The organism is Caulobacter segnis ATCC 21756 (assembly GCF_000092285.1).
In the GTDB taxonomy this organism is placed as follows: Bacteria; Pseudomonadota; Alphaproteobacteria; order Caulobacterales; family Caulobacteraceae; genus Caulobacter; species Caulobacter segnis.
Genome location: NC_014100.1, coordinates 4,375,231 through 4,393,980, shown reverse-complemented (window position 1 = coordinate 4,393,980; position 18,750 = coordinate 4,375,231). Strand labels below are relative to the sequence as shown.

The 18,750-nt window shown below is 64.7% G+C and carries 16 protein-coding genes; 11 read left to right on the top strand and 5 right to left on the bottom strand.

Features of this window, described 5'->3' with window-relative positions; genetic code table 11:
- Positions 1 to 32: 32 nt before the first annotated feature.
- The 6 genes from CSEG_RS20020 to CSEG_RS22770 all read left to right on the top strand — a co-directional run bounded on the left by CSEG_RS20020 (position 33) and on the right by CSEG_RS22770 (position 7,984).
- Positions 33 to 1,100 carry a methyl-accepting chemotaxis protein gene (locus CSEG_RS20020; protein WP_013081055.1) on the top strand — a complete coding sequence of 356 codons (1,068 nt, stop codon included), beginning with the start codon at positions 33 to 35 and terminating at the stop codon, positions 1,098 to 1,100.
- Positions 1,101 to 1,455: 355 nt separating this feature from the next.
- Positions 1,456 to 2,040 (top strand): hypothetical protein, encoded by a 585-nt coding sequence (locus CSEG_RS20015; RefSeq protein ID WP_013081054.1) that lies wholly within the window; start codon positions 1,456 to 1,458, stop codon positions 2,038 to 2,040.
- A gap of 72 nt (positions 2,041 to 2,112) precedes the next feature.
- On the top strand, positions 2,113 to 3,381 hold the full coding sequence (locus tag CSEG_RS20010; RefSeq protein ID WP_013081053.1) for an outer membrane beta-barrel protein: 1,269 nt from the start codon (positions 2,113 to 2,115) through the stop codon (positions 3,379 to 3,381).
- A 48-nt stretch (positions 3,382 to 3,429) separates the two neighbouring features.
- The gene (locus CSEG_RS20005) at positions 3,430 to 5,649 is read left to right on the top strand and encodes a GumC family protein (protein ID WP_013081052.1); all 2,220 of its coding nucleotides are present in this window, start codon (positions 3,430 to 3,432) and stop codon (positions 5,647 to 5,649) included.
- Between the two features lie 100 nt (positions 5,650 to 5,749).
- Positions 5,750 to 7,576 carry an O-antigen ligase family protein gene (locus CSEG_RS20000; RefSeq protein WP_244264915.1) on the top strand — a complete coding sequence of 609 codons (1,827 nt, stop codon included), beginning with the start codon at positions 5,750 to 5,752 and terminating at the stop codon, positions 7,574 to 7,576.
- A gap of 255 nt (positions 7,577 to 7,831) precedes the next feature.
- Complete coding sequence (locus CSEG_RS22770; RefSeq protein WP_013081050.1) at positions 7,832 to 7,984, top strand: hypothetical protein; 153 nt, start codon at positions 7,832 to 7,834, stop codon at positions 7,982 to 7,984.
- Positions 7,985 to 8,139: 155 nt separating this feature from the next.
- Here CSEG_RS22770 and CSEG_RS19995 read toward each other — a convergent pair whose 3' ends face one another.
- Positions 8,140 to 8,952: a transglutaminase-like cysteine peptidase gene (locus CSEG_RS19995; RefSeq protein WP_013081049.1), complete on the bottom strand. Its 813-nt coding sequence runs from the start codon at positions 8,950 to 8,952 to the stop codon at positions 8,140 to 8,142.
- A gap of 218 nt (positions 8,953 to 9,170) precedes the next feature.
- Here CSEG_RS19995 and CSEG_RS19990 point away from each other — a divergent pair, with 218 nt between their 5' ends.
- The 3 genes from CSEG_RS19990 to CSEG_RS22765 all read left to right on the top strand — a co-directional run bounded on the left by CSEG_RS19990 (position 9,171) and on the right by CSEG_RS22765 (position 11,323).
- Positions 9,171 to 9,998 carry a metallophosphoesterase family protein gene (locus CSEG_RS19990; protein ID WP_013081048.1) on the top strand — a complete coding sequence of 276 codons (828 nt, stop codon included), beginning with the start codon at positions 9,171 to 9,173 and terminating at the stop codon, positions 9,996 to 9,998.
- Positions 9,999 to 10,084: 86 nt separating this feature from the next.
- Entirely contained in the window at positions 10,085 to 10,681 is a 597-nt protein-coding gene (locus CSEG_RS19985) for a polysaccharide biosynthesis/export family protein (protein WP_013081047.1), read from the top strand.
- A 408-nt stretch (positions 10,682 to 11,089) separates the two neighbouring features.
- A complete protein-coding gene (locus CSEG_RS22765) occupies positions 11,090 to 11,323 on the top strand; it encodes a hypothetical protein (RefSeq protein WP_013081046.1) in 234 nt (77 codons plus the stop codon).
- 72 nt (positions 11,324 to 11,395) lie between these two features.
- On the opposite strand, the gene CSEG_RS19980 is transcribed toward CSEG_RS22765, so the two are convergent.
- Genes CSEG_RS19980 through CSEG_RS19975 form a run of 3 tightly spaced genes read right to left on the bottom strand, consistent with a single transcriptional unit; the run spans position 11,396 to position 14,497 of the window.
- Positions 11,396 to 12,367 (bottom strand): sigma-54 dependent transcriptional regulator, encoded by a 972-nt coding sequence (locus CSEG_RS19980; protein WP_322786022.1) that lies wholly within the window; start codon positions 12,365 to 12,367, stop codon positions 11,396 to 11,398.
- Positions 12,255 to 12,746, bottom strand: a complete 492-nt coding sequence (locus CSEG_RS23640) for a sigma-54-dependent Fis family transcriptional regulator (RefSeq protein WP_322786021.1) — start codon at positions 12,744 to 12,746, stop codon at positions 12,255 to 12,257. Before CSEG_RS23640 ends, CSEG_RS19980 begins: the two co-directional genes overlap by 113 nt.
- The gene (locus CSEG_RS19975; RefSeq protein ID WP_013081045.1) at positions 12,743 to 14,497 is read right to left on the bottom strand and encodes a sensor histidine kinase; all 1,755 of its coding nucleotides are present in this window, start codon (positions 14,495 to 14,497) and stop codon (positions 12,743 to 12,745) included. The genes CSEG_RS23640 and CSEG_RS19975 overlap by 4 nt, the downstream gene beginning before the upstream one ends.
- A 294-nt stretch (positions 14,498 to 14,791) precedes the next feature.
- On the opposite strand from CSEG_RS19975, the gene CSEG_RS19970 reads away from it, so the two are divergent.
- Together CSEG_RS19970 and CSEG_RS19965 are read left to right on the top strand one after the other, a co-directional pair.
- Complete coding sequence (locus CSEG_RS19970; RefSeq protein WP_013081044.1) at positions 14,792 to 16,123, top strand: dicarboxylate/amino acid:cation symporter; 1,332 nt, start codon at positions 14,792 to 14,794, stop codon at positions 16,121 to 16,123.
- Positions 16,124 to 16,407: 284 nt separating this feature from the next.
- Positions 16,408 to 17,445, top strand: coding sequence for a glucokinase (locus tag CSEG_RS19965; protein ID WP_244264914.1), 1,038 nt, complete (start codon positions 16,408 to 16,410; stop codon positions 17,443 to 17,445).
- Here the strand turns inward: CSEG_RS19965 and CSEG_RS19960 are convergent.
- On the bottom strand, positions 17,442 to 18,689 hold the full coding sequence (locus tag CSEG_RS19960) for a hypothetical protein (RefSeq protein WP_013081042.1): 1,248 nt from the start codon (positions 18,687 to 18,689) through the stop codon (positions 17,442 to 17,444). The genes CSEG_RS19965 and CSEG_RS19960 overlap by 4 nt on opposite strands.
- Positions 18,690 to 18,750 lie beyond the last annotated feature (61 nt).

Sequence of the window (18,750 nt, the reverse complement as noted above, 5' to 3'; positions counted from 1 at the left end):
TTCGCTTAAGCGTGCGTGGGGGCGCGTCAGTTATGGAGCAGGACTCCAGTTTTCGTCCGGAACGGATCCTGGACTTGTCCGAACGACTTTCGAGCGTAGCGGGCGAGAAGATTGGCGAGATCGCGAGGGTGAACCGAGCGGCCAAAATGCTCTCGATCAACGCTCTGATCGTGGCGGCCCGCGCGGGCGAGGCCGGCAAGGGCTTCGCTATCGTCGCCGAAGAATTCAAGAAAATCTCCACCGAGATAGACGCTGTGGCGGCCGCGCTTGAGAGCCAGGTCCGCGCTGATCTGGACGAACTCTCGGCGATCGGGGGAGCGATCCTTTCCCATATGCGGGGGCAGCGGCTAGCTGATTTGGCGCTCAATGCTATCGAGATCGTCGACCGGAACCTCTATGAGCGAACCTGTGACGTGCGCTGGTGGGCGACGGACTCGGCTGTTGTCGCCTGTCTTGGAGAAGAGGGCGAAGGCTCCCGGCTTCATGCAAGCCAACGTCTTGGCGTTATACTTGACGCCTATACTGTGTATCTCGACCTCTGGATTTGCGATGCGCGAGGCAGGGTCGTCGCCAATGGTCGGCCCTCGCGCTACCCAAATGTCGTGGGCCAATCCGTGGCCGACGCGCGCTGGTTCCGGGAAGGGCTGGGCACTGCGAGCGGAGACGATTTCGTCGCCTGCGACATCGAGAAGTGTCGAGCGCTAGGCGATGCGCCCGTCGCAACCTACGCGACGGCCATACGAGCCGGCGGCGAGGCTAGCGGGAAGCCGCTGGGCGTCCTGGGGGTTCACTTCGACTGGCGCCCGCAAGCTCAGGCGGTTGTGGACGGCGTTCGCCTCACCAGCGAGGAGCGTGAACGCTCACGTGTCATGCTGCTCGACCAGAAGGGGCGCGTTCTGGCGTCCTCCGACAATCAAGGCGTTCTCAGCGAAATTTTCCCCCTCGATACGTCGGCGGGGGCGATGGGGAGCTATGCCGATGGCGACGTCACGGTCGGCTACGCCTTGACGCCAGGGTACGAGACCTATGCGGGCCTTGGTTGGTACGGCTGCCTCGTACAGCGCCAGCAAGTTCCCGGGTTAACCACGGCGGCGGCCTAATCTTAACCAAGTCAGTGCAGGTTAACCGAACTATTTGATCGCTTAATACGCGAAAACGGTCAGATTCTCAGCATTTTCTATGGATTTTCCAGTTGCGGCGTTGCAATACGACGGCGTGCGTGTTTTTTTAGGCCTAACGAGCCTGCTGACGAAGTCTGATAGTTCTGCCGGGGGCGGAGAGACGCGTCATAATCTTAGTCTAAGGCTCGTTCGCGTGTTCTTTCGCGGGGATTGCACGGGAAGTGTGCTCTCCGGGAAACGCCTCTGCCGAGAAATCGACGGATGCGCGCGTTCTGGGCTAGAGAATTCGTTTACATTGTCCTAAAGGGACGCCGTTAAATTGGAGGGAGCAGTCATGGCTTCTCATCGCGTTCGGGCGATCGCTATCAGCTTGGCCGTTGCGCTGGCGCCCATGGGCGCTGGTCAGGTCTGGGCTCAAAATACCCCGGCTCCTACCGCCGTTTCGCTGCAAGCTACGATCCAAGCCGCAGCTCAACAAGCTGCAGCGCAGCCGGGCTTCGCCCGTCTGTCGGCCCAGGCGAAGCTTGCCGCTATCCAAGCCGCGGTTTCCGCCGCTCTGGCGGCTTCCGGCGCTTCGCCGACCGTGATCGCCGCGGCGCTGGTGCAGGCGGTTTCGAACGGTACGGTCAGCGCCGGCGTCGCCATTCAGGTTGCGGCCGCGGTCGCTCCTGAAATGGCTCAACAAGTGGCTTCGGCTCCGGCTGTGCAGCAGCAGTTGGCGGCCACCGGGCAGTCGGCGACCGTCACGGCCGCCACGACCGACGGGGGCGCCCCCAGCGTGCTCGTGAGCCTGCAAGGCGTGTCTTCGACCGCAGCGGGCGGTGACGCCGGCACGACGGCGGGTGGCGGCACGACGACCACGACGCCGGCTCCGTTCGATCCGTGCGCCGGCGTGGTCGCTGCGTACTGCGGCGGCTAACAGAAATACAATTCCGGGGCGGACCGGCGCGTCACGACGTGCGCTGGCCGCCACCTACTGGTGGGGATAAACATGCGACTCCTAATGTGCTCGGCCGCTATGGCCTGCATCGCTCTGGCTCTTCCTCAGGTTGGCCTGGCTCAACAAACCGGCTCTAACTTCGATCGCGCCAAGAACGTCAGCGTCCGTCAGCGCCCGCGCCCTGACTATGAGGCGACTGGCCAGAAGGCAGGCGGATTCACGCTCTATCCGCGCATGACGGTCGACGTCGAACACAACGACAACATCTACGCTCAGGCGACGAACAAGGTCGACGACACGATCTGGCGCGTTAAGCCCGAGCTGGCGGTTCGCTCCGACTGGTCGCGTCACGCCCTAGGCCTGTTCGCTGGCGGCAACATTATCCGCTATTCGGACAATGGTTCCGAAGACGCCGAAGAGTACACGGTCGCTGCGAATGGCCGGGTCGACATCGCGCGTGGCTCGAACCTGACTGGCTCGATTCAGACCCAGCGCCTCGTCGAGCCCCGCACCTCCCCGACCGCGCCCACAGCTTCGGGTAAGCCGGTGAAGTACGACCTGACCCAAGGCACGATTTCCTTGGCCAAGGAATTCAATCGTCTCCGCGTGACGGGTCGCTTGGATGACAAGGACTTCAACTACAAGGATGTCCCGAACGTCGCCGGTACGGGTATCGTCGATCAGGACTTCCGTGACCGCAACGAACTCTACTACGGCGCCAAGGCCGAGTATGCGGTCAGCCCCGACACGGCGGTTTATCTGTCGGCCACGGGCAACAAGAAGGACTACGACGCCAACATCGCCGCCTCCGACCGCACCTCGGACGGTTATGTTCTCGGCGTCGGCGCCAACTTCGACGTTTCGGAGCTGGTGCGTGGCGACGTTCAGGTCGGCTACATGAAGCAGTCGTACGACAATCCTATCTTCGCCGATATCGACGGCTTCAGCGCAGTCGGCCGACTGGAATGGTTCCCGACCCAGCTCACGACGATCGGCCTGAATGGCTCGCGGAGCATCGAGGAATCGACCGCGCCTGGGTCGCAGGGCTTCATCTCTAACAATATCGGCGCGTCGATCGACCACGAACTGATGCGGAACGTCCTGCTCTCGGCCGCCTACACGCACGGCAAGGACAACTACAAGGGCGTTGATCGCGACGACAAGCGCGACAACTTCTCGGCGACGGCGACCTATCTGCTGAACCGTCGGGTGGGTCTGTTCCTGACCTATAACTACCTCAAGCAGGACTCGTCGGGCGCCCAATCTGGCGCGTCGTTCAAGGACAACAAGCTGATCGCGTCTGTCGCGCTTCAGTTTTAAGAAACACGTCCACGAAACGGCAAGTTTTGCCGATTACTGAGAGTGGTTATGGACGGCTCCGGTTATGAAACTTCGAACGCTCCGGTGAATGACACCGGAGCGTTGTCTTTTGATCTCAATATCGCGATCGCGACCTTCAGACGGCGTTTTCGGCTGTTCGCGGCGGTGGCCGTGGTGGTCTTCGCCGCCGTGGTTCTTTTCACGCTGCAGCAGACGCCCCGCTATACGGCGGTGGCTCAAGTCATGCTGGATGTGCGCAAGGAACAGGTGACCGACATGAGCGCGGTGCTGTCGGGCTTGCCCGCGGACTCCGCCGTTGTCGACACCGAGGTCGAGGTTCTGAAGTCCCGTTCGCTGGCCGCGCGGGTCGTCAAGGATCTGAAGCTTGAGCAAGACCCCTACTTCAATCCCTTCCTGCCCAAGGCCAAGGGCGCGACGGCTTGGTTCTCGTCGTTGAAAAAGGCGGCCGCGCCTGTCGCCGTCACCGATCCGACCGAACTGCAGCGTCGTCGCGAACGGATCGTCGACAATGTGCTCGACGGGCTGAAGGTACGGCGCTCCGGCCTGACCTATCTGATTTCGATCGAGTACACGCACACCGATCCTCGACGCGCGGCGGAGTTGGCGAACGCTTTCGCCAATCTATATTTGACCGAGCAGCTTGAAGCCAAGTTCGACGCGACGCAGAAGGCCAATGAGTGGCTGGACACCCGCGTGGGCGAGCTTCGCGATCAGGTCGCGCAGGCCGACGCCGCCGTGCAGCAATACAAGATCGCCAACAACTTGCTCAGCGCCGAAGGGGCGACCCTTACGGAGCAGGAAATTTCGGGTCTGAACCAGCAGCTGGCGCTCAGCCGGGCCGCTCAGGCTGAGACGGACGCTCGCTTGTCGATCGCGCGCCAACAGTTGGCGCGGGGCAGCACCGGCGAGGACGTCGGCGAATCTCTGAACTCGCCGGTCGTGCAACAATTGCGGAAGCAGCGCTCCGAAAAGAGCGCCCAGGTCGCGGACTTGAGCGGCCGCTATGGTGATCGCCACCCGGACCTGCTGAAGGCCAAGCGCGAGCTGGCCGACATCGACACCCAGATCCAGGCTGAAATCCGCCGCATCATCTCGAACCTGGAAGCCCAGGCTCAGGTGGCGCGCCAGCGGACCGGCTCGGTCGCCTCCAGCGTCTCGCAGTCCAAGGGCACGCTCGCGGGCAACAACCGCGCCGCGATCGGTTTGGCGGAGCTGGAGCGCAAGGCTCAATCCGTCAAGACGCTGTACGAGACCTTGCTGTCGCGCTTCAAGCAGACGACGACTCAAGAAGGTATCGAGCAGGCTGACGCCCGTGTCGTGTCGCCGGCCAAGATCCCGACCGGCGCCAGCTATCCCAAGCCGTCCCTGAACCTGGCGCTCGGCCTGGTGCTGGCGCTCGGCGCGGGCTTGGCGTCGATCGTCCTCGCCGAAATCCTGATGGCGGGTCTGTTCACCGAAGACGAGGTCGAGCGTCGCCTGGGCCTGCCCTATCTGGGCGCCGTGCCGTCGCTCGACACCACGGTCGACGATGCGAAGACCCTCCGAGGCGTGACGCCGCCGGACTATCTGTTGATCAAGCCGCTCTCCAGCTTTGCGGAAAGTCTCCGGAAGCTCCGGGCGTCGATCCTGTTCTCGAAGGTCGGCGAAACGGTGAAAGTGATCGCGGTGACCTCGTCCCTTCCGGGTGAGGGCAAGACGACGACGACCTTCTCACTGGCGCGCACCCTCGCGACGTCGGGCGCCAAGGTCATTGTCGTCGATTGCGATCTTCGTCAAAGCGCGATCAGCCAGTTCCTCAAGGAGCCTGCCCAGGTAGGTCTGCTGGAAGTGTTGAACGGTGTCTCCACCCTGGAACAGGCCTTGGTTAGCGACGAGAGCGGCGCCCATATCCTGCCGCTGGCGAAGTCGGCCTACACGCCGCGTGATGTGTTGGGGTCTGCCGCCATGCACCGCCTGCTGCAGGAGTTGCGTGGCCGTTACGAGATCGTGTTGCTCGACACCGCGCCGCTGCTGGCGATCGCCGACACGCGCATCCTCGCGCCGCATACCGACGCCGTGGTGATGCTGGTTCGTTGGAAGAAGACGCCCGTTAAGGCCGTGCAATCGGCCCTGGCTCTTCTGCAGGGAACGCGGGCGTTCATCGCAGGCGTTGCTCTGACCCAGATGGACCTCAAGGCCCAGTCTCGTTACGGCTACGGCGACTCCTATTACTATTACGCGAACTATCGAAAGTACTATGCGGACTAGAACGCGTTCGGGCGGGGGCTCGCCATCGCCCGGCGCGGCAAGAGCCCGAACGCTAAAAGTCTCCGAGGGCGTCGCGATCGGCGCCCTCGTTGCGCTCGTCTTGGCCGAAATCGTCGTGTTCGGCGCCAGCGACGTCGCGGTCGCCTCTGTTTTTGGCGCTTTGCACGCGCTTTTTCTGTTGGCCCTGCTCGCCACATGCGGCTGGGCTCGGCGCGTCCCGGGCATTCTGGGAACGCCTTGGCCAGGCCTGATGTTCTTGGGCATGCTGGTCGCCGCCGCCTGGGCGCTGACGCCGTTTGGGCCAGGCGGTCCACATCCAGTCTGGGCCTATATCGGTAAGGGCGCGGGCTCGATCACGGTGGATCGTTCCTCGCTTGTCCTGAACCTGTTTCGACTCCTTGGGCTCGCCTGCCTGTTCAACGCGGCGTGGATCATCGGAGCCTCGGAGACCAGACGTCGCACATTGATCTGGTGGATGTTGCTGGCCTTGAGCGCGTTCGCGGCGCTGGCCATCGTGGATCATGTCACGCTGAGGAGCGGACGGCGGCTCACGGCGACCTTGTTGAGTCCCAATAGCGCCGCGACGCTGATGGGTATCGGTGTCGTGTTCGCCGTGGCGTTCTTTTCCCAGGCCCTTCACCGAACCGGCGGCAGACTTCGCCTCGAGCGGATGAGTTTCGATGCGAGCCTGTCTCTTGGAGCCGCGGCGGTGTTCGCTGTCGCGCTCGCCATGACAGCGTCGCGTGCGGGGATTTTCGCCACCGTGGTCGCCCTGGCGGTTCTGCTGACGTGGCAGGTCTTGGCCCAAGGTCGCAAGCTAGGCGCGGTCGCCATCATCGGCGGCGCCGCGGCTCTGCTGGTCGTCATCGGCGTGGCCATGCGAAGCGCCGATCTCACGGCGGCTCGTCTCGAGAATCTCGAAGGCGACCTGGTCGTACGGAGGGCGATCTTCGATGCGCACTGGCAGGCGTTCCAAGGGTCGCCATGGTTTGGATTTGGCCTGGGCTCATTCCCGGTCGTCAACCAGCTGATCATCACCAGCGAGACCTTGCGGATCCTTTTCGACGTGCGGGCCACCCACAACCTCTATCTTCAATGGTTGGAGGAAGGCGGGATCGTCGCCACGGTCCTTATGGCGGCCTGGGCTCTGGCGGCGCTTTGGCGGGCCGCGCGCGAAGGTCTCCAACCCGGCACGGCCGGCGCGCTGGCTCGCGCAACCGTGGCCGCGGCCGTTCTGGTTCTGATCCACGGCCTCTCGGATTTCGCTGTCCAAGTGCCCGCGCTGCAGGCGCTGTTCGTCGTTGGCCTCGGCGCGGTGACGGCCGCCCCGCCGTCGCGCCGCGCGCCGCCCCCGAATACGGTGAGCGGTTTCGTCTTCGCTGGTGGCGTCCTCTTTGTTTCCCTCCTTTTCGCAACGCCCCTGGTGGCGTCGCGCTTCGACGGCGACATGGCCTGGGCGCCGACCGCGTCGGCGGAAGTTCTGGCGAGTAGCGTCGAGAAAGACCTCGCACGGGAAACGAAGGATCCCGATATCCAAAAGCGCATGCTGGCCCGTGCCGAACGTGAGGTCGCTCTGCGTCCGGCCTCCGGCGGCGCCTGGCTGCGTATGGCCGCCGTGCAGTTCCAGCGCGGAGATGTCGACGCCGCCAATGCGGCCCTTGACCATTCGCTGTCCGTAGCGCCGCTCCAGACCAGCCTCTTCGAGAGCCGTGCGCGACTGGCTTACGAACATTGGCCGCTCTTGACGCCGGCTGTTCGCCAACAGGTGATGTACCAAGCGCGCACGGAGTTCGCGCGAGGCCGCGGGCCCAGGCGATTGACCGCCTTGGCCAACAGCATCCGCGATCCGGCGGGGCGGATAGGTCTGGCGTTCTTGATCGTGTCTGAACGTGCAAAGCAACAGCAGGCCAAGGCCGCGCCTCAATAAGCCGTCGTAGGTTCGGGTTGACATCGCCCTTTGATAGGACGGCAACGACCGTACGGGCGCGCCAGTCTTAAACTATCTTTCAGGGGGAGGCGGGTTAGAAGGCGCTGACAAGCGACCTCGATGTTGGACGCGAACGGAACAAGGCGGCTGCGAGCCGATGCGTGCGCCTCGTCGTGTTTAATCCCAATAAACCCTGATTTTTCATGGGGCGTTACCGCCATCGCAGTACTCCTTGGACAAGCAGGAGTTGCGACCATGGTCGACGTAGAAATCTCGTTCTCCCCCACGGACATGGCCCTCTCGGCGCCGGATTCGCGCCTCGCGCCGTTGGCTGGCCTGGGATTGGCGATGTTGGCGTCCCTGGGTCTTTGGGGGCTGCTGGCCTGGGGCGTTTCTTCGCTCCTGTAGAGCGCGGATCGGCTTTCCCACGTCACATCGATATGAAGAAACGCCCGCTCCGGCCACCGGGGCGGGCGTTTCTTTGTTGCGATCGGGCCTGGGTAGCGACGGTAGAGAAAAAGCCCCGGACCTTGGCCCGGGGCTTTTCGGTTGAACCGACTGACTTAGGTTGCGCTTGTCCAAAGCGCGGTGCCGGGCACTTGGCGTTCGACCCAGCGGTAGTTCAGGTCCTCCCAGGGCGTCGCCCAGGGGGTCAGGTTGTCCAGCACCCAATCGCCGCTCTTCAACGAGATCATCAGGACCGCGTGGCTCTCACCCCGAGCGGTGAAGGCGACGGCCAGAGACAGGGCGCTTTGGGGCACGCCGGCGGCGATCAGCTGGCGGCGCTTCTCCAGGGCGTAGTCCTCGCAGTCGCCATAGAGCTTGCCATCGACCAGGCGCGGCAACGACCAATATTCGGGCTGGCCATAGAGATCGAGATCGCTCGCCTTCTTGACCTCGCGGTTGACCAACTGGTTGACCTGGTTGAGCAGCTTCAGCTGTTCGCGCTCGCTGCGGGACATCCACGTCATCAGAGCCGTCGTGGCGGCCGCCTCTGAACCGGCGACGTTCACGCTCCCCTGGCCTGCGATCGCGTCCTCGCTCAACGCGATGGGCGTCGGCGCGACCGCTGGGGGCGGGCTCGCCTCTTCGCTCGTGGACACGGCGTGCGCCGCTTGGAACGGGCTCGCGGGCTGCGCGCCGACCGATGATGTGAGCGCGGACCCCGCCGGCGCGTCCACCCCCATCAAGGCCAGCTGGCCTGAGGGTAGGCCGCAGGTGGCGACGTCGCGGCGGCACAGCTCAGCGAAGCCCATCGGCGCGCCCACGCCTTCGCCGCGAGGCATGAAGGGCATCGAACCGGCATGGGCGCTAGCGCCCGCCATCAGCGCCGCGGCGCTGATCAGTCCGGTAACAATGTTGCGCGTGTTGAACATGCTGACCCCGCTGTGTTCGTGGGGTCAATATTCATCGCGGGCCCAAATTTGAGCTGAATTTAGATGGTATAATTGAAATGTAAGACGAAGGTAATTTCGGTATTAACTCTAATGCGGGTGATATATATTAGGTAAATTGATCGAGAACTGGTTTGCTAAATTCAGGGTTAACCGGCCTGCGCGCCGTTGAACTGAGAGGCGGGCTGGGGCAAAATTGAATGATCTTCACGGCGCCCGTCGCCGACCTGGCGAGCTCGATGTTCAAATCTCTCTTTCGGCCGAAGCAGCAAGCCCACCGCGCGGCGTCCACCGACGGACGCCTGCTCTACGCCGTTGGGGACGTGCATGGTCGGCTCGATCTCCTGGATGGCCTGATCGAACGTATGACGGAAGATTTCCGTACGCTGGGGCGCCAGGACCGGCCGGTCCTGATCATGCTGGGCGACTACGTTGATCGGGGAGCTCAGTCTGCGGCCGTGATCGATCGGTTGATCGACCTGCGCCAACAGTCCGCTGAGGGGCGCTTCGAGTTCCGAGCTCTCATGGGCAATCACGAGGAGACGCTGCTGCACTTCCTCGACGATCCGATGGCCGGGCCGTCGTGGGTGGAATACGGCGGCGGGGAGACCATGGCCTCCTACGGCGTGCAGCGACCCGTCGGGCGCGCCGAACCCGAGGTGTGGGAGCAGACGCGCTTGGCCTTCCGCGCGGCTTTCCCGCCGACCCATGAGGCCTTCCTAAGGCAGCTTGAGTTGATGGTCGTCTACGGCGATCACGTCTTCGTCCATGCCGGCGTGCGTCCTGGCCTGCCCCTGGAGCGTCAGGTCGCTTCCGACCTGCTCTGGATACGCAACGAGTTCCTGGACAACGCTCACGGCCTGGACGCCGTCGTGGTGCATGGCCATACGCCGGTGGAGGAGGTCTTCATCGGCCGGCGGCGGATCAATGTGGACACCGGCGCCTATGCGACCGGCGTGCTTACCGCTGTTAGACTAGATGGTGGCGAGCCTAAGATCATCCAGTTCAGTAAAGCGCGAGCGGCCTGAGACTTCACCTTGTTCATCGGCCGGTCACGTGCGATGTGCAATTTCAATCTCCGCGTCTTGTAAGTCTGAAGGTGAGAAGCTTCGCAATGATCGGTGTTTCGAAACTGTCTCGCGCCCTCTCCATGTTGGCGCTGGCCGTGTTCATGACGTTCGGCGCCATGACTGGCGCGGCGCATGCTCAGGCCGTTTCTCCGAGCGCGCCCGCCGTCACGCCGGCGCAGTCCATGGACTATCTGCTGGGCCCGTCGGACAAGGTCCGAGTCACGGTGTATGGCGAACCCTCGCTGTCGGGCGAGTTCTTCGTCACTGGCAGCGGCCTGATGTCCCTACCGCTGATCGGCGAGATCAAGGCGGGCGGGATGACCGTGGGTCAATTCCAGCAAGCGGTTCAGAAGGCCCTTAGCGATGGTTATCTCAAGGACCCGCGCGTTAGCGCCGAGGTGCTGACCTTCCGTCCCTTCTACATCCTCGGCGAGGTGGAGAAGCCGGGCACCTATCCCTACACGTCCGGCCTAACCGTGCTGAACGCCGTGGCCACCGCCGGCGGCTTCACCTATCGCGCGGATAAGAAGAACGTCTGGATCAAGCATAACGGCGAGACGACGGAGAATAAGAGCGAACTGACGCCGTCGATCGTCGTCGCTCCGGGCGACACCATTCGCATCGGTGAGCGCTTCTTCTGATCGTCGCCAAGAGGCGTTGAAAATGAGGCGCGGCGGGTGACCGCCGCGCCTTTTTTATGCGCGGCTTCGCTGAACGCCGCTTCGCCAGATTGAGACGTCAGGTCAACAAACTGAGACATCGCGGCGTCGGCCCGAACCGCGCGCTTTGGTAATGTCCCAGTAGAGGGCCGTGATCGCCACCCGTCTCGGCGACGGTCCTCCAGGCTTGTCCGCCGTCCCTAATGATACAGGCGACATGCAAGCCGTACCGGTGGCTGAGGACGGTGGACAAATCACCGCCGTCCCGCCCCTCAGCCGCAGGTGGGGGATTCCGTCCGTGAGCCATGGCGCTCGCGGGCGGATGTCCGCCTCAAAGCGCAATTCCGCCCCGCCCTGTTGGATGACCTGCCACACCGGCAGGAGCGCTGGGTGCGAACACCCTCCGCTCCGTATCGCCACTACGCCGAGCAATTGACGTGGCCGGAAGAGCGGATCGGCGTGCCGCGGGAGATGGTCCGCGAGCGTTGCGAGAAGCGTCTGGCCAAACTTCACATCGCCGCCCGAAAGGAAGCCCCCGCCTGCGCCCACGCGTGGTGGCCGAGAGGGCGACTGCATCAGGGTCTGGCGTTCACTTCCCTGAAGCGGGCCAATGGCTGCCTTTGACTCATCAGCGAAGTTGAGAATGTCCGCTTTGGGCCAGGCGCTCAGGGCTCTTAGCCGTCGTTCGCCGAGACTCTAGCCATGCGCCGGACGCTTGGGTGAGCGATATCTATCGATCTCGATACCGTGACGCCGCAGCTTGTCGTAGAACGTCTTACGCGGCGTTTCCAGGATCGCCATGGCTCTTCGCGCGTCGCCGCCGCAAGCCGCGAGTGTCTCGCGGATGATCATGGCCTCATACCGCATCGTCTTTTCCGCGAGACCTCCGGAAACGCTCCGGAACTCCTCGCCATGCGCGCTCGACAGCCCCAGCGCCAGGCGCTCGGCGTAGTGTGCGAGTTCGCGGACGTTGCCGGGCCAATCGTGGTTGAGAAGATGGTCGCGATCCGCGGCCGCCAGGCGCGGTACGGGACGCCGTAGGCGCGCCGCCGCGGCGGCCAGGAACTGGCCAAACAGCAAAGCGACGTCTTCGCGCCGCTCGCGCAGGGGGGGAACCACCAGGGTGACGACGTTGAGGCGATAATAAAGGTCGGCGCGAAATGTCCCGTTGCGCACCGCTTCGGCGAGGTCGACCTGGCTGGCGGCGATGATGCGCAGGTCGAGGTGGCGAGGTTCGGACGCCCCGAGGGGCCAGATCTCTCGCGCCTCGACCACGCGTAATAACTTGGCCTGCATCGTCGGCGAGAGGCCGTCGATCTCGTCCAGGAACAGCACGCCGCGGTCGGCGCGCTCGATGCGGCCGATACCCGGCCTGCCGCCCCCCGCGCCGCTGACCGCGCCGAACAGTTCGCTCTCGAATACGGCTTCTGGAAGGGCCGCGCAGTTGACCGTGATCATTGGCCGGGCGCGGCGTGTTCCGCCGCGGTGCAGGGCCTGGGCCACCAGATTCTTGCCCACGCCGGTCTCGCCCTGGACCAGGACATCGACCTCGGCGTCAGCCAGTTGAGCGACGGTGGCGCGCAGGCGTCGGATCACGGGGGTGTCGCCCAGCAGGGGCGAGCCGCCAACGGCCTGAGCGGCCAGTTCCAGGCGTCGATTGTCCAGCACCAGTCCGCGCTTCTCCCAGGGCGCGCGACAGCGCCGCCGTCAGTCGCTCCATCGGAAAGGGCTTCGACACGAAGTCGTAGGCGCCGTCCTGCAGGGCCGCGACGGCCATGGCCACGTCGCCGTGACCGGTAATCAGCAGCACGGGGATGTCGGGATCGATCGTCTGGATGCGCTCGAACAGCGCCAAGCCGTCCATGCCGGGCATCCGCACGTCCGACACCACCACGCCCCCGAAGTCTCGCGACAGCGCCTTGAGCGCCGCCGAGGCGTTGTCGAACGCGGAGACGTCGAAGCCACGCAGCATCAGGCCCTGCGCCACCGCGCTCCGCAAAGCTTCGTCGTCGTCCACGAGCAGGACCTTGTTGACCGTCGCGCTCATGGAACAGCCTTGCGCAGGGTCAAGGTGAAGGTCGCGCCTTGCCCTGGCGCCGAGGTCGCGGTCAGGTCGCCGCCGAAGTCGGCGGCGATGTCACGGGCGATGACCAGGCCAAGGCCCAGGCCGCGAGGCTTCGTGGTCAGGAAGGGCGTGAACAGAGCCGCCTCCACCTCCGGCGCAAGACCAGAGCCGTTGTCGCTGACCGCGACATCGACCATGTCGCCCCGATCGCGCACGGTGACGGTGACGACGCCATCCTTGCGATCCTCGACGGCTTCGAAGGCGTTTTGCAACAGATTCACCAGCACCTGCTCAAGCCGGACCCGCTCGCCCAGAACGCTCAAGCCCCCGGCCTCGCCCTGTCGCACGAGCCTGGCCTCCTGGCGGCGCGATCGGCTCGCGGTCAACAGCACCGAGCCGTCGATCACCTCGGTGACCAGAGTCGGCTCCACACGACCATCGGCCTTGCGGGAGAAGGCCCGCAGCTCGTCTGTGATCCGGCCGATCCGCTCGGTCATGGCGACGATGGTCGTGAGGGTCTGGCCAGCCGCTTCGCGGTCGCCGCAGGAGAGCAGCAGCAGGCCGTTGTCGGCGCTGGCGCGGATCGTCGCCACCGGCTGGTTGATTTCGTGCGCCACGCCGGCGGTGATCTGACCCAGCGAGGCGAGCTTGTTGGCCTGGATCAGGTCGGCTTGCAGTGAGCGAAGCCGTGTTTCGGTGCGCTGGCGTTCTTCGACCTCGTGCGACAAGGCGCGATTGGCTTGGGTCAGATCCTGGGTGCGCGCTTTGACCCTGCGCTCTAGTTCTAAACGAGCCTCACGGTCGCGCTGGGCGGCCAGGCTGATCCGCCGCCGCCGCACCCACAACCACAGCAGGGCGGCATTCAACAGGGTCCAGACCAGGGCGGTGATCCATCGCGCCGCTGTCGCGGCCTGCTCGGCGGGAACGGCGGTGCTGAGAAGGTGCAGGGTCCAACCGGGGGCGATCTCGCGAAGGCGTGTCTCGATCTGCCGCTCGGCGCGGGGCGTGTCGGTGCGGACGACCGTGCCGGACGCCGAGCGCAAGGGCAGGGGCGCGAAGGTCGCCTTGCCGTATTGACCTTGGGCCCGTAAGGCGTCGCGGCTGGCCTGAGGTAAGGGGTCTCGCGACAGAAAGCGCCATCGTGGCTCGCTGGCGATCAGCACGAGGCCTTGGCGGTCGACCACAAAGGCCGGCTCGCCGATGGCCCGCCATGCGGCCTCGACACCGTCGAACTCCAACTTGACCACCACGACGCCCAGCGGGCCCGATGGGCCGTCGACCCTGCGGGCGAGGTAGAGGCCTGGCTTGCGGCTGACGGTGCCCAGGGCGAATTGCTCGGCGTAACCGTCGCGCAGGGCCTTGGTGAAATAGGGCCGAAATCGATAGTCCGCACCGACGAAGCTCGTCGGCAGGCGCCAGTTATTGGCGGCGACGGTGATGCCGTCGGTCGCGATGGCGTAGACCGCCGCGGTACGCGCCTGAGTCCCGAGCGCCTCCAGTTTGCGCGACAAAGCCTCCAGGCGCGGCGCGGAGCGCGTGGCGAGGGCGGCTTTGACGTCGGCGTCGTCAGCCAGGACAAGCGGCAGCGCACGCTGCTTGTCGAGCTCGCTGCGGAGCACCGCGGCGTGCAACGCAGCCGAAGCGGCCGACCGCGCCTGCAAGGCGGCCATCGCCCGCTGCTCCACCAGCGCTCCCACCAACCAGACCAGTAGAACGCCGATCATCGCCGTCATGAGGACGACAGCGGCGAGGCGGCGAGACGGAAGGAGAGGAGGAGCGGCGGAGAGCGCTGTCGGGTCGACCGATGGAGCTTGTGTCATGAACCGCACAATCTGAACCAGATGTGGGCTGATTATGGCACTCATTTGGTGGGGTTGGCGAGCCCGGAAGGGCATATTCTTTTATTTAAACATATGCTTATGGGTTTTCTTGCGGGGAGACTCCCGGTTTCAGAGGGCTGAGCCACTGTGGTCGCAAGCGCCCGGCTTGAAAGGGCGTGCGAGGAAGCCAGCCCAGGAGCCCGCCGGATGATCCCCCAAACCCCTTCCGCCGCCGCATCGCCGCGTCCCGGTCCCTGGTACGCGCAGCTCTATGTCCAGGTGATGGTCGCCATTATCGCCGGCGCCTTGATCGGGCACTTCTGGCCAAAGTTCGGCGCCGACCTGAAGCCCCTCGGCGACGCCTTCATCAAGCTGGTGAAGATGGTCATCGCCCCGGTGATCTTCCTGACCATCGCAACAGGCATCGCCGGCATGCGCGACCTGGGGAAGTTCGGGCGGGTGGTGCTGAAGGCCTTCGCCTATTTTCTGACCTTCTCAACCCTGGCGCTGGTGCTGGGCCTGGTGGTCGGCAACCTGGTTCATCCGGGCGCTGGGATGAACATCGATCCGGCGACGCTCCATAGCGACAAGGTCGCTGATTACGCCGCCAAGGCCCACGAGACGACGATCGTTGGATTCCTCAGCAACATCATTCCAACCACCGTCACGGCCGCCTTCGCCGACGGCGATATCCTGCAGGTGCTGTTCTTCTCTATCCTGTTCGGGGTCTCGCTCGTCCTGATCGGCGACAAGGGCCAGCCCGTGGTGGACCTCCTGGAGTCGATCGCCCACGCCTTTTTCCGCCTGGTCGGCCTTCTGATGAAGGCGGCCCCGATCGGCGCCTTCGGGGCTTTCGCTTTCACTATCGGCAAGTACGGCATCGGCTCGGTGGTCAATCTGGCCGCCTTGGTCGCGACCTTCTATGTCACCTCGATCATCTTCGTGATCGTGGTGCTGGGCGCGGTGGCTTGGTTCAACGGCTTCTCGATCCTGAAGCTGATCCGCTATCTGAAGAGCGAGTTGCTATTGGTGCTGGGCACCAGCTCGTCGGAATCGGCGCTGCCCAGCTTGATCGACAAGCTCGAGCGGGCCGGTTGCGCCAAGCCTGTCGTGGGCCTGGTGGTGCCCACGGGATACTCGTTCAATCTCGATGGTACCAACATCTATATGACCCTGGCGGCCTTGTTCATCGCCCAGGCCACTGGTGTCCACTTGTCCCTGGGCGACCAACTGCTCCTGCTTAGCGTGGCCATGCTGTCGTCCAAGGGCGCCGCGGGTGTTACCGGCGCGGGCTTCATCACCCTGGCCGCCACCTTGTCCGTCGTGCCGAGCGTACCCGTGGCCGGGATGGCGCTGATCCTCGGCGTCGACCGCTTCATGAGCGAATGCCGGGCTCTCACCAACTTCATCGGTAACGCCGTGGCCACCATCGTTGTCAGCCGTTGGGAGAAGGCGCTGGACAAGGAAGCGCTCGACGCGGCCCTGGCCGGACACGCCATGCCCTCCGACGTTGAGCCGGTTCCAGTCGCGGCCGAGTAGCCATTTGGTCCCGGAGCCCGTCGGCTGCGTGATCGACGGGCGCGGGCCTAGGTCTTTGCCTTCCAGGGCGGCCTGGGGCGCGCCGGCCGCTCCCCTACGGCGATGAAGGCGACATGGGACAGCGCCTCGCCGAACTGCTCTACGGCCAGGTCTTTCCCACGTCGAGAGTGAGCCCTCGCGGTGAATGACGGGCTCCGCCCCGTCGGTCAGAGGGCCCCGCCCATGGTGGTTTGCTAGGAGAACCTTTCCCAGGATCACGTGGCGGATTGCGACACAGAGCCACCTTGGCGAGCGGCTTGGGTTTGGCGAGGCTATCCCGAACGGCGCTCGCCCATTGGCGGCCCCCAGGAGCTGAGCCGATGATCGTGTCGCAAGAAAAAACGGCCTACGCGCTCGTCGCCGACGTTGACGGCGAAAAGGCCCGTATTGGTCTGGCCGAGCCGGGCCGGGCGCCAGTCGACGTCGGCGTTGTCGACTGCGACAGCCAGGAGGCGCTCATCGAGATCCTCTCGCGAGCCCTGGCTGAAGCGCCGGGCCCCATTCTCGGCGTCGCCATCGCCGCGCCGGGCCCCAGTCTCAATGGGGCGATCAAGCTTACCCACGCCCCGATGCGCCTTGTGGCCGAGAGCATAGCGGCCGGGCTTGGGATCCATCGACTACGCCTGGTCAACGACTTCACCGCCCGGGCCTTGGCCGTGCCGTTGCTGGATCACGGCGCTCTGGAGTCCATAGGAGCAGGGGCGCCCCATCGCGACGCGCCGGCGGGAGCCATCGGGCCGTCCGAAACCGGCGTGGGCATGTCGATACTTTACCCCGACGGTTTCGTCGGGTGGACCGCCGCAGCCGCCGAGGGCGGGCACGCCGACCTCGCCGCGGCCAGTGATCGTGAAGCTGCTGTGATTAGGCTTCTGCGCGACACATACGGCCACGTCTCCGCCGACAAGGTGCTTTGCGGCAATGGCTTGCTTGACGTGGCGCTTGCCCTGTCGACGCTGGCTGGAGCCCCGGCGCGCCCCGACAACGCGCAGGCGCTGATCGCGGCCGCTGAGCGAGAGGAACCCGTGGCGCGCGAGACGTTCGCTCTGGTGTCGGCGTGGCTTGGCGCCGTCTGCGGCAATCTTGTCCTGACCGTTGGCGCCAGGAGCGGCATCTACATTATCAGCGCGACCGTCCTGTCATGGGGACGCCATCTCGACCGCCAGATCCTGCGTCGCCGGTTCGAAGCGAAGGGGCAGATGGCCGACTATATGCGCGACGTTCCGCTATATCTCGTCAACGACCCGAACTGCGGCTTGCTGGGTCTGAGCACCCTTTTCAGTTAAGCTCCGAGCCCGTCTCGAACGCGCTCGACCTTCGCGCGATAGGGTAGCCGTTCTGGCGCGATCGCGACCTCGCCGGTGGGCTTGCTTGTCAGCGGGGCGACCATCGGACCACTTAGAAACGGCGCCTTCAGCCGTCGGCAGAGGTCGAGCTCCTTGAGGCTGTTGACCATGGCCACACCCTGCCAGACGCGTTTGGCGCGATAGACGGGCGCGTCCTTGAGGAAGCGCGTGATCGCGGCGAGCCGCACGCGTTCGTCGTCGCCCTCAAGCACGAGAGTGACGCTGTGAACCACACCGACCGAAAGGCTGTCGATGCGGAATCCAGGATCGCGCACGTGGAGATCAAGCAGCGAGAAGTTTGGATTCAAGAAACCGCGGATCTGGGCGATGGCTCCATAGCTTGGCTCTCGGGGCACGTCGTAGACGCTGGCCGCCAGTCGCGAGCTCAAGGCGCGTGGAAACCGGCTGACCGCGCCCTGATAGATCTCCCGCACCGAAGGCTTGACCAGGGACGAGAAGCTGAAGGGGAGGAAGATGTAGCCAGGATCGCGATTACGCAGCTGCGCCTGGGCGGCTTCCAGGCAGGCGAGATCGTGAGCGACCATGTCGGCGTGCTCGAGGGCTCCGAACGCCTGCTCGTCCCAAGCCAGACGCCAGTCGACGCCGCTACCGACGAACCGCTCCTTGGCCAGATAATAAATACCCCACCAGCCAGTGTTTCGACGCGGGGCGTCCAGCAGGGCGCCGATGCCATCCAGCGGCGGCTCTGGCTCGATCGCCGCGAGCTCCGCGGCCGGAGGCGCACCGTCCAGCGGGCCGCCGGGTGGCTGGACGCTGGTGACGACATCTGGCGTGATCTTGCAGATCCGCCCCGCGAAGTCGCTGCCAGCCTCTCCGGACAAAAGCGCCTTCAGCGCCTCGTCGTGGGCGCTGGCGAAGCGCATCACATCCGTTTGATCGCCCTCGAACATCAAGAGCGCGACCTCGCCCGCGCCCTTGTCGCCGAACATCTTGACCTGAAGGTCGCGCGCCATCTTCTGCAGCTCGCGCGCGTCGAGACGCGTTGCGCGGGGATCCGCTAGAACAAAGGCGTAAGGCGCCACCAGTCCGTAACGCCTCGGCCAAGTCCACGATGACTCGAGATAGGCGCCCGCGACCTTGGCGACGAGCGCCGCCATGGCGTCGGCGTCGCCGAAGCGCAGGTCCTCGCCAACAAAAATCTTAAGGCAAGCAATAGCCGTCATGCCGCGAGAATGGCGGTTTGGATCCACCAGATCCATTAAGAGCGACGTCGCAGCCACCGCG

Excerpts from the sequence above, each read along its gene's own strand:
- CSEG_RS20020 (WP_013081055.1), top strand. The coding sequence starts at position 33 with ATGGAGCAGGACTCCAGTTTTCGTCCGGAACGGATCCTGGACTTGTCC.
- CSEG_RS20015 (WP_013081054.1), top strand. The coding sequence starts at position 1,456 with ATGGCTTCTCATCGCGTTCGGGCGATCGCTATCAGCTTGGCCGTTGCG.
- CSEG_RS20010 (WP_013081053.1), top strand. The coding sequence starts at position 2,113 with ATGCGACTCCTAATGTGCTCGGCCGCTATGGCCTGCATCGCTCTGGCT.
- CSEG_RS20005 (WP_013081052.1), top strand. The coding sequence starts at position 3,430 with ATGGACGGCTCCGGTTATGAAACTTCGAACGCTCCGGTGAATGACACC.
- CSEG_RS22770 (WP_013081050.1), top strand. The coding sequence starts at position 7,832 with ATGGTCGACGTAGAAATCTCGTTCTCCCCCACGGACATGGCCCTCTCG.
- CSEG_RS19995 (WP_013081049.1), bottom strand. The coding sequence starts at position 8,952 with ATGTTCAACACGCGCAACATTGTTACCGGACTGATCAGCGCCGCGGCG.
- CSEG_RS19990 (WP_013081048.1), top strand. The coding sequence starts at position 9,171 with ATGATCTTCACGGCGCCCGTCGCCGACCTGGCGAGCTCGATGTTCAAA.
- CSEG_RS19985 (WP_013081047.1), top strand. The coding sequence starts at position 10,085 with ATGATCGGTGTTTCGAAACTGTCTCGCGCCCTCTCCATGTTGGCGCTG.
- CSEG_RS23640 (WP_322786021.1), bottom strand. The coding sequence starts at position 12,746 with ATGAGCGCGACGGTCAACAAGGTCCTGCTCGTGGACGACGACGAAGCT.
- CSEG_RS19975 (WP_013081045.1), bottom strand. The coding sequence starts at position 14,497 with ATGACGGCGATGATCGGCGTTCTACTGGTCTGGTTGGTGGGAGCGCTG.
- CSEG_RS19970 (WP_013081044.1), top strand. The coding sequence starts at position 14,792 with ATGATCCCCCAAACCCCTTCCGCCGCCGCATCGCCGCGTCCCGGTCCC.
- CSEG_RS19960 (WP_013081042.1), bottom strand. The coding sequence starts at position 18,689 with ATGACGGCTATTGCTTGCCTTAAGATTTTTGTTGGCGAGGACCTGCGC.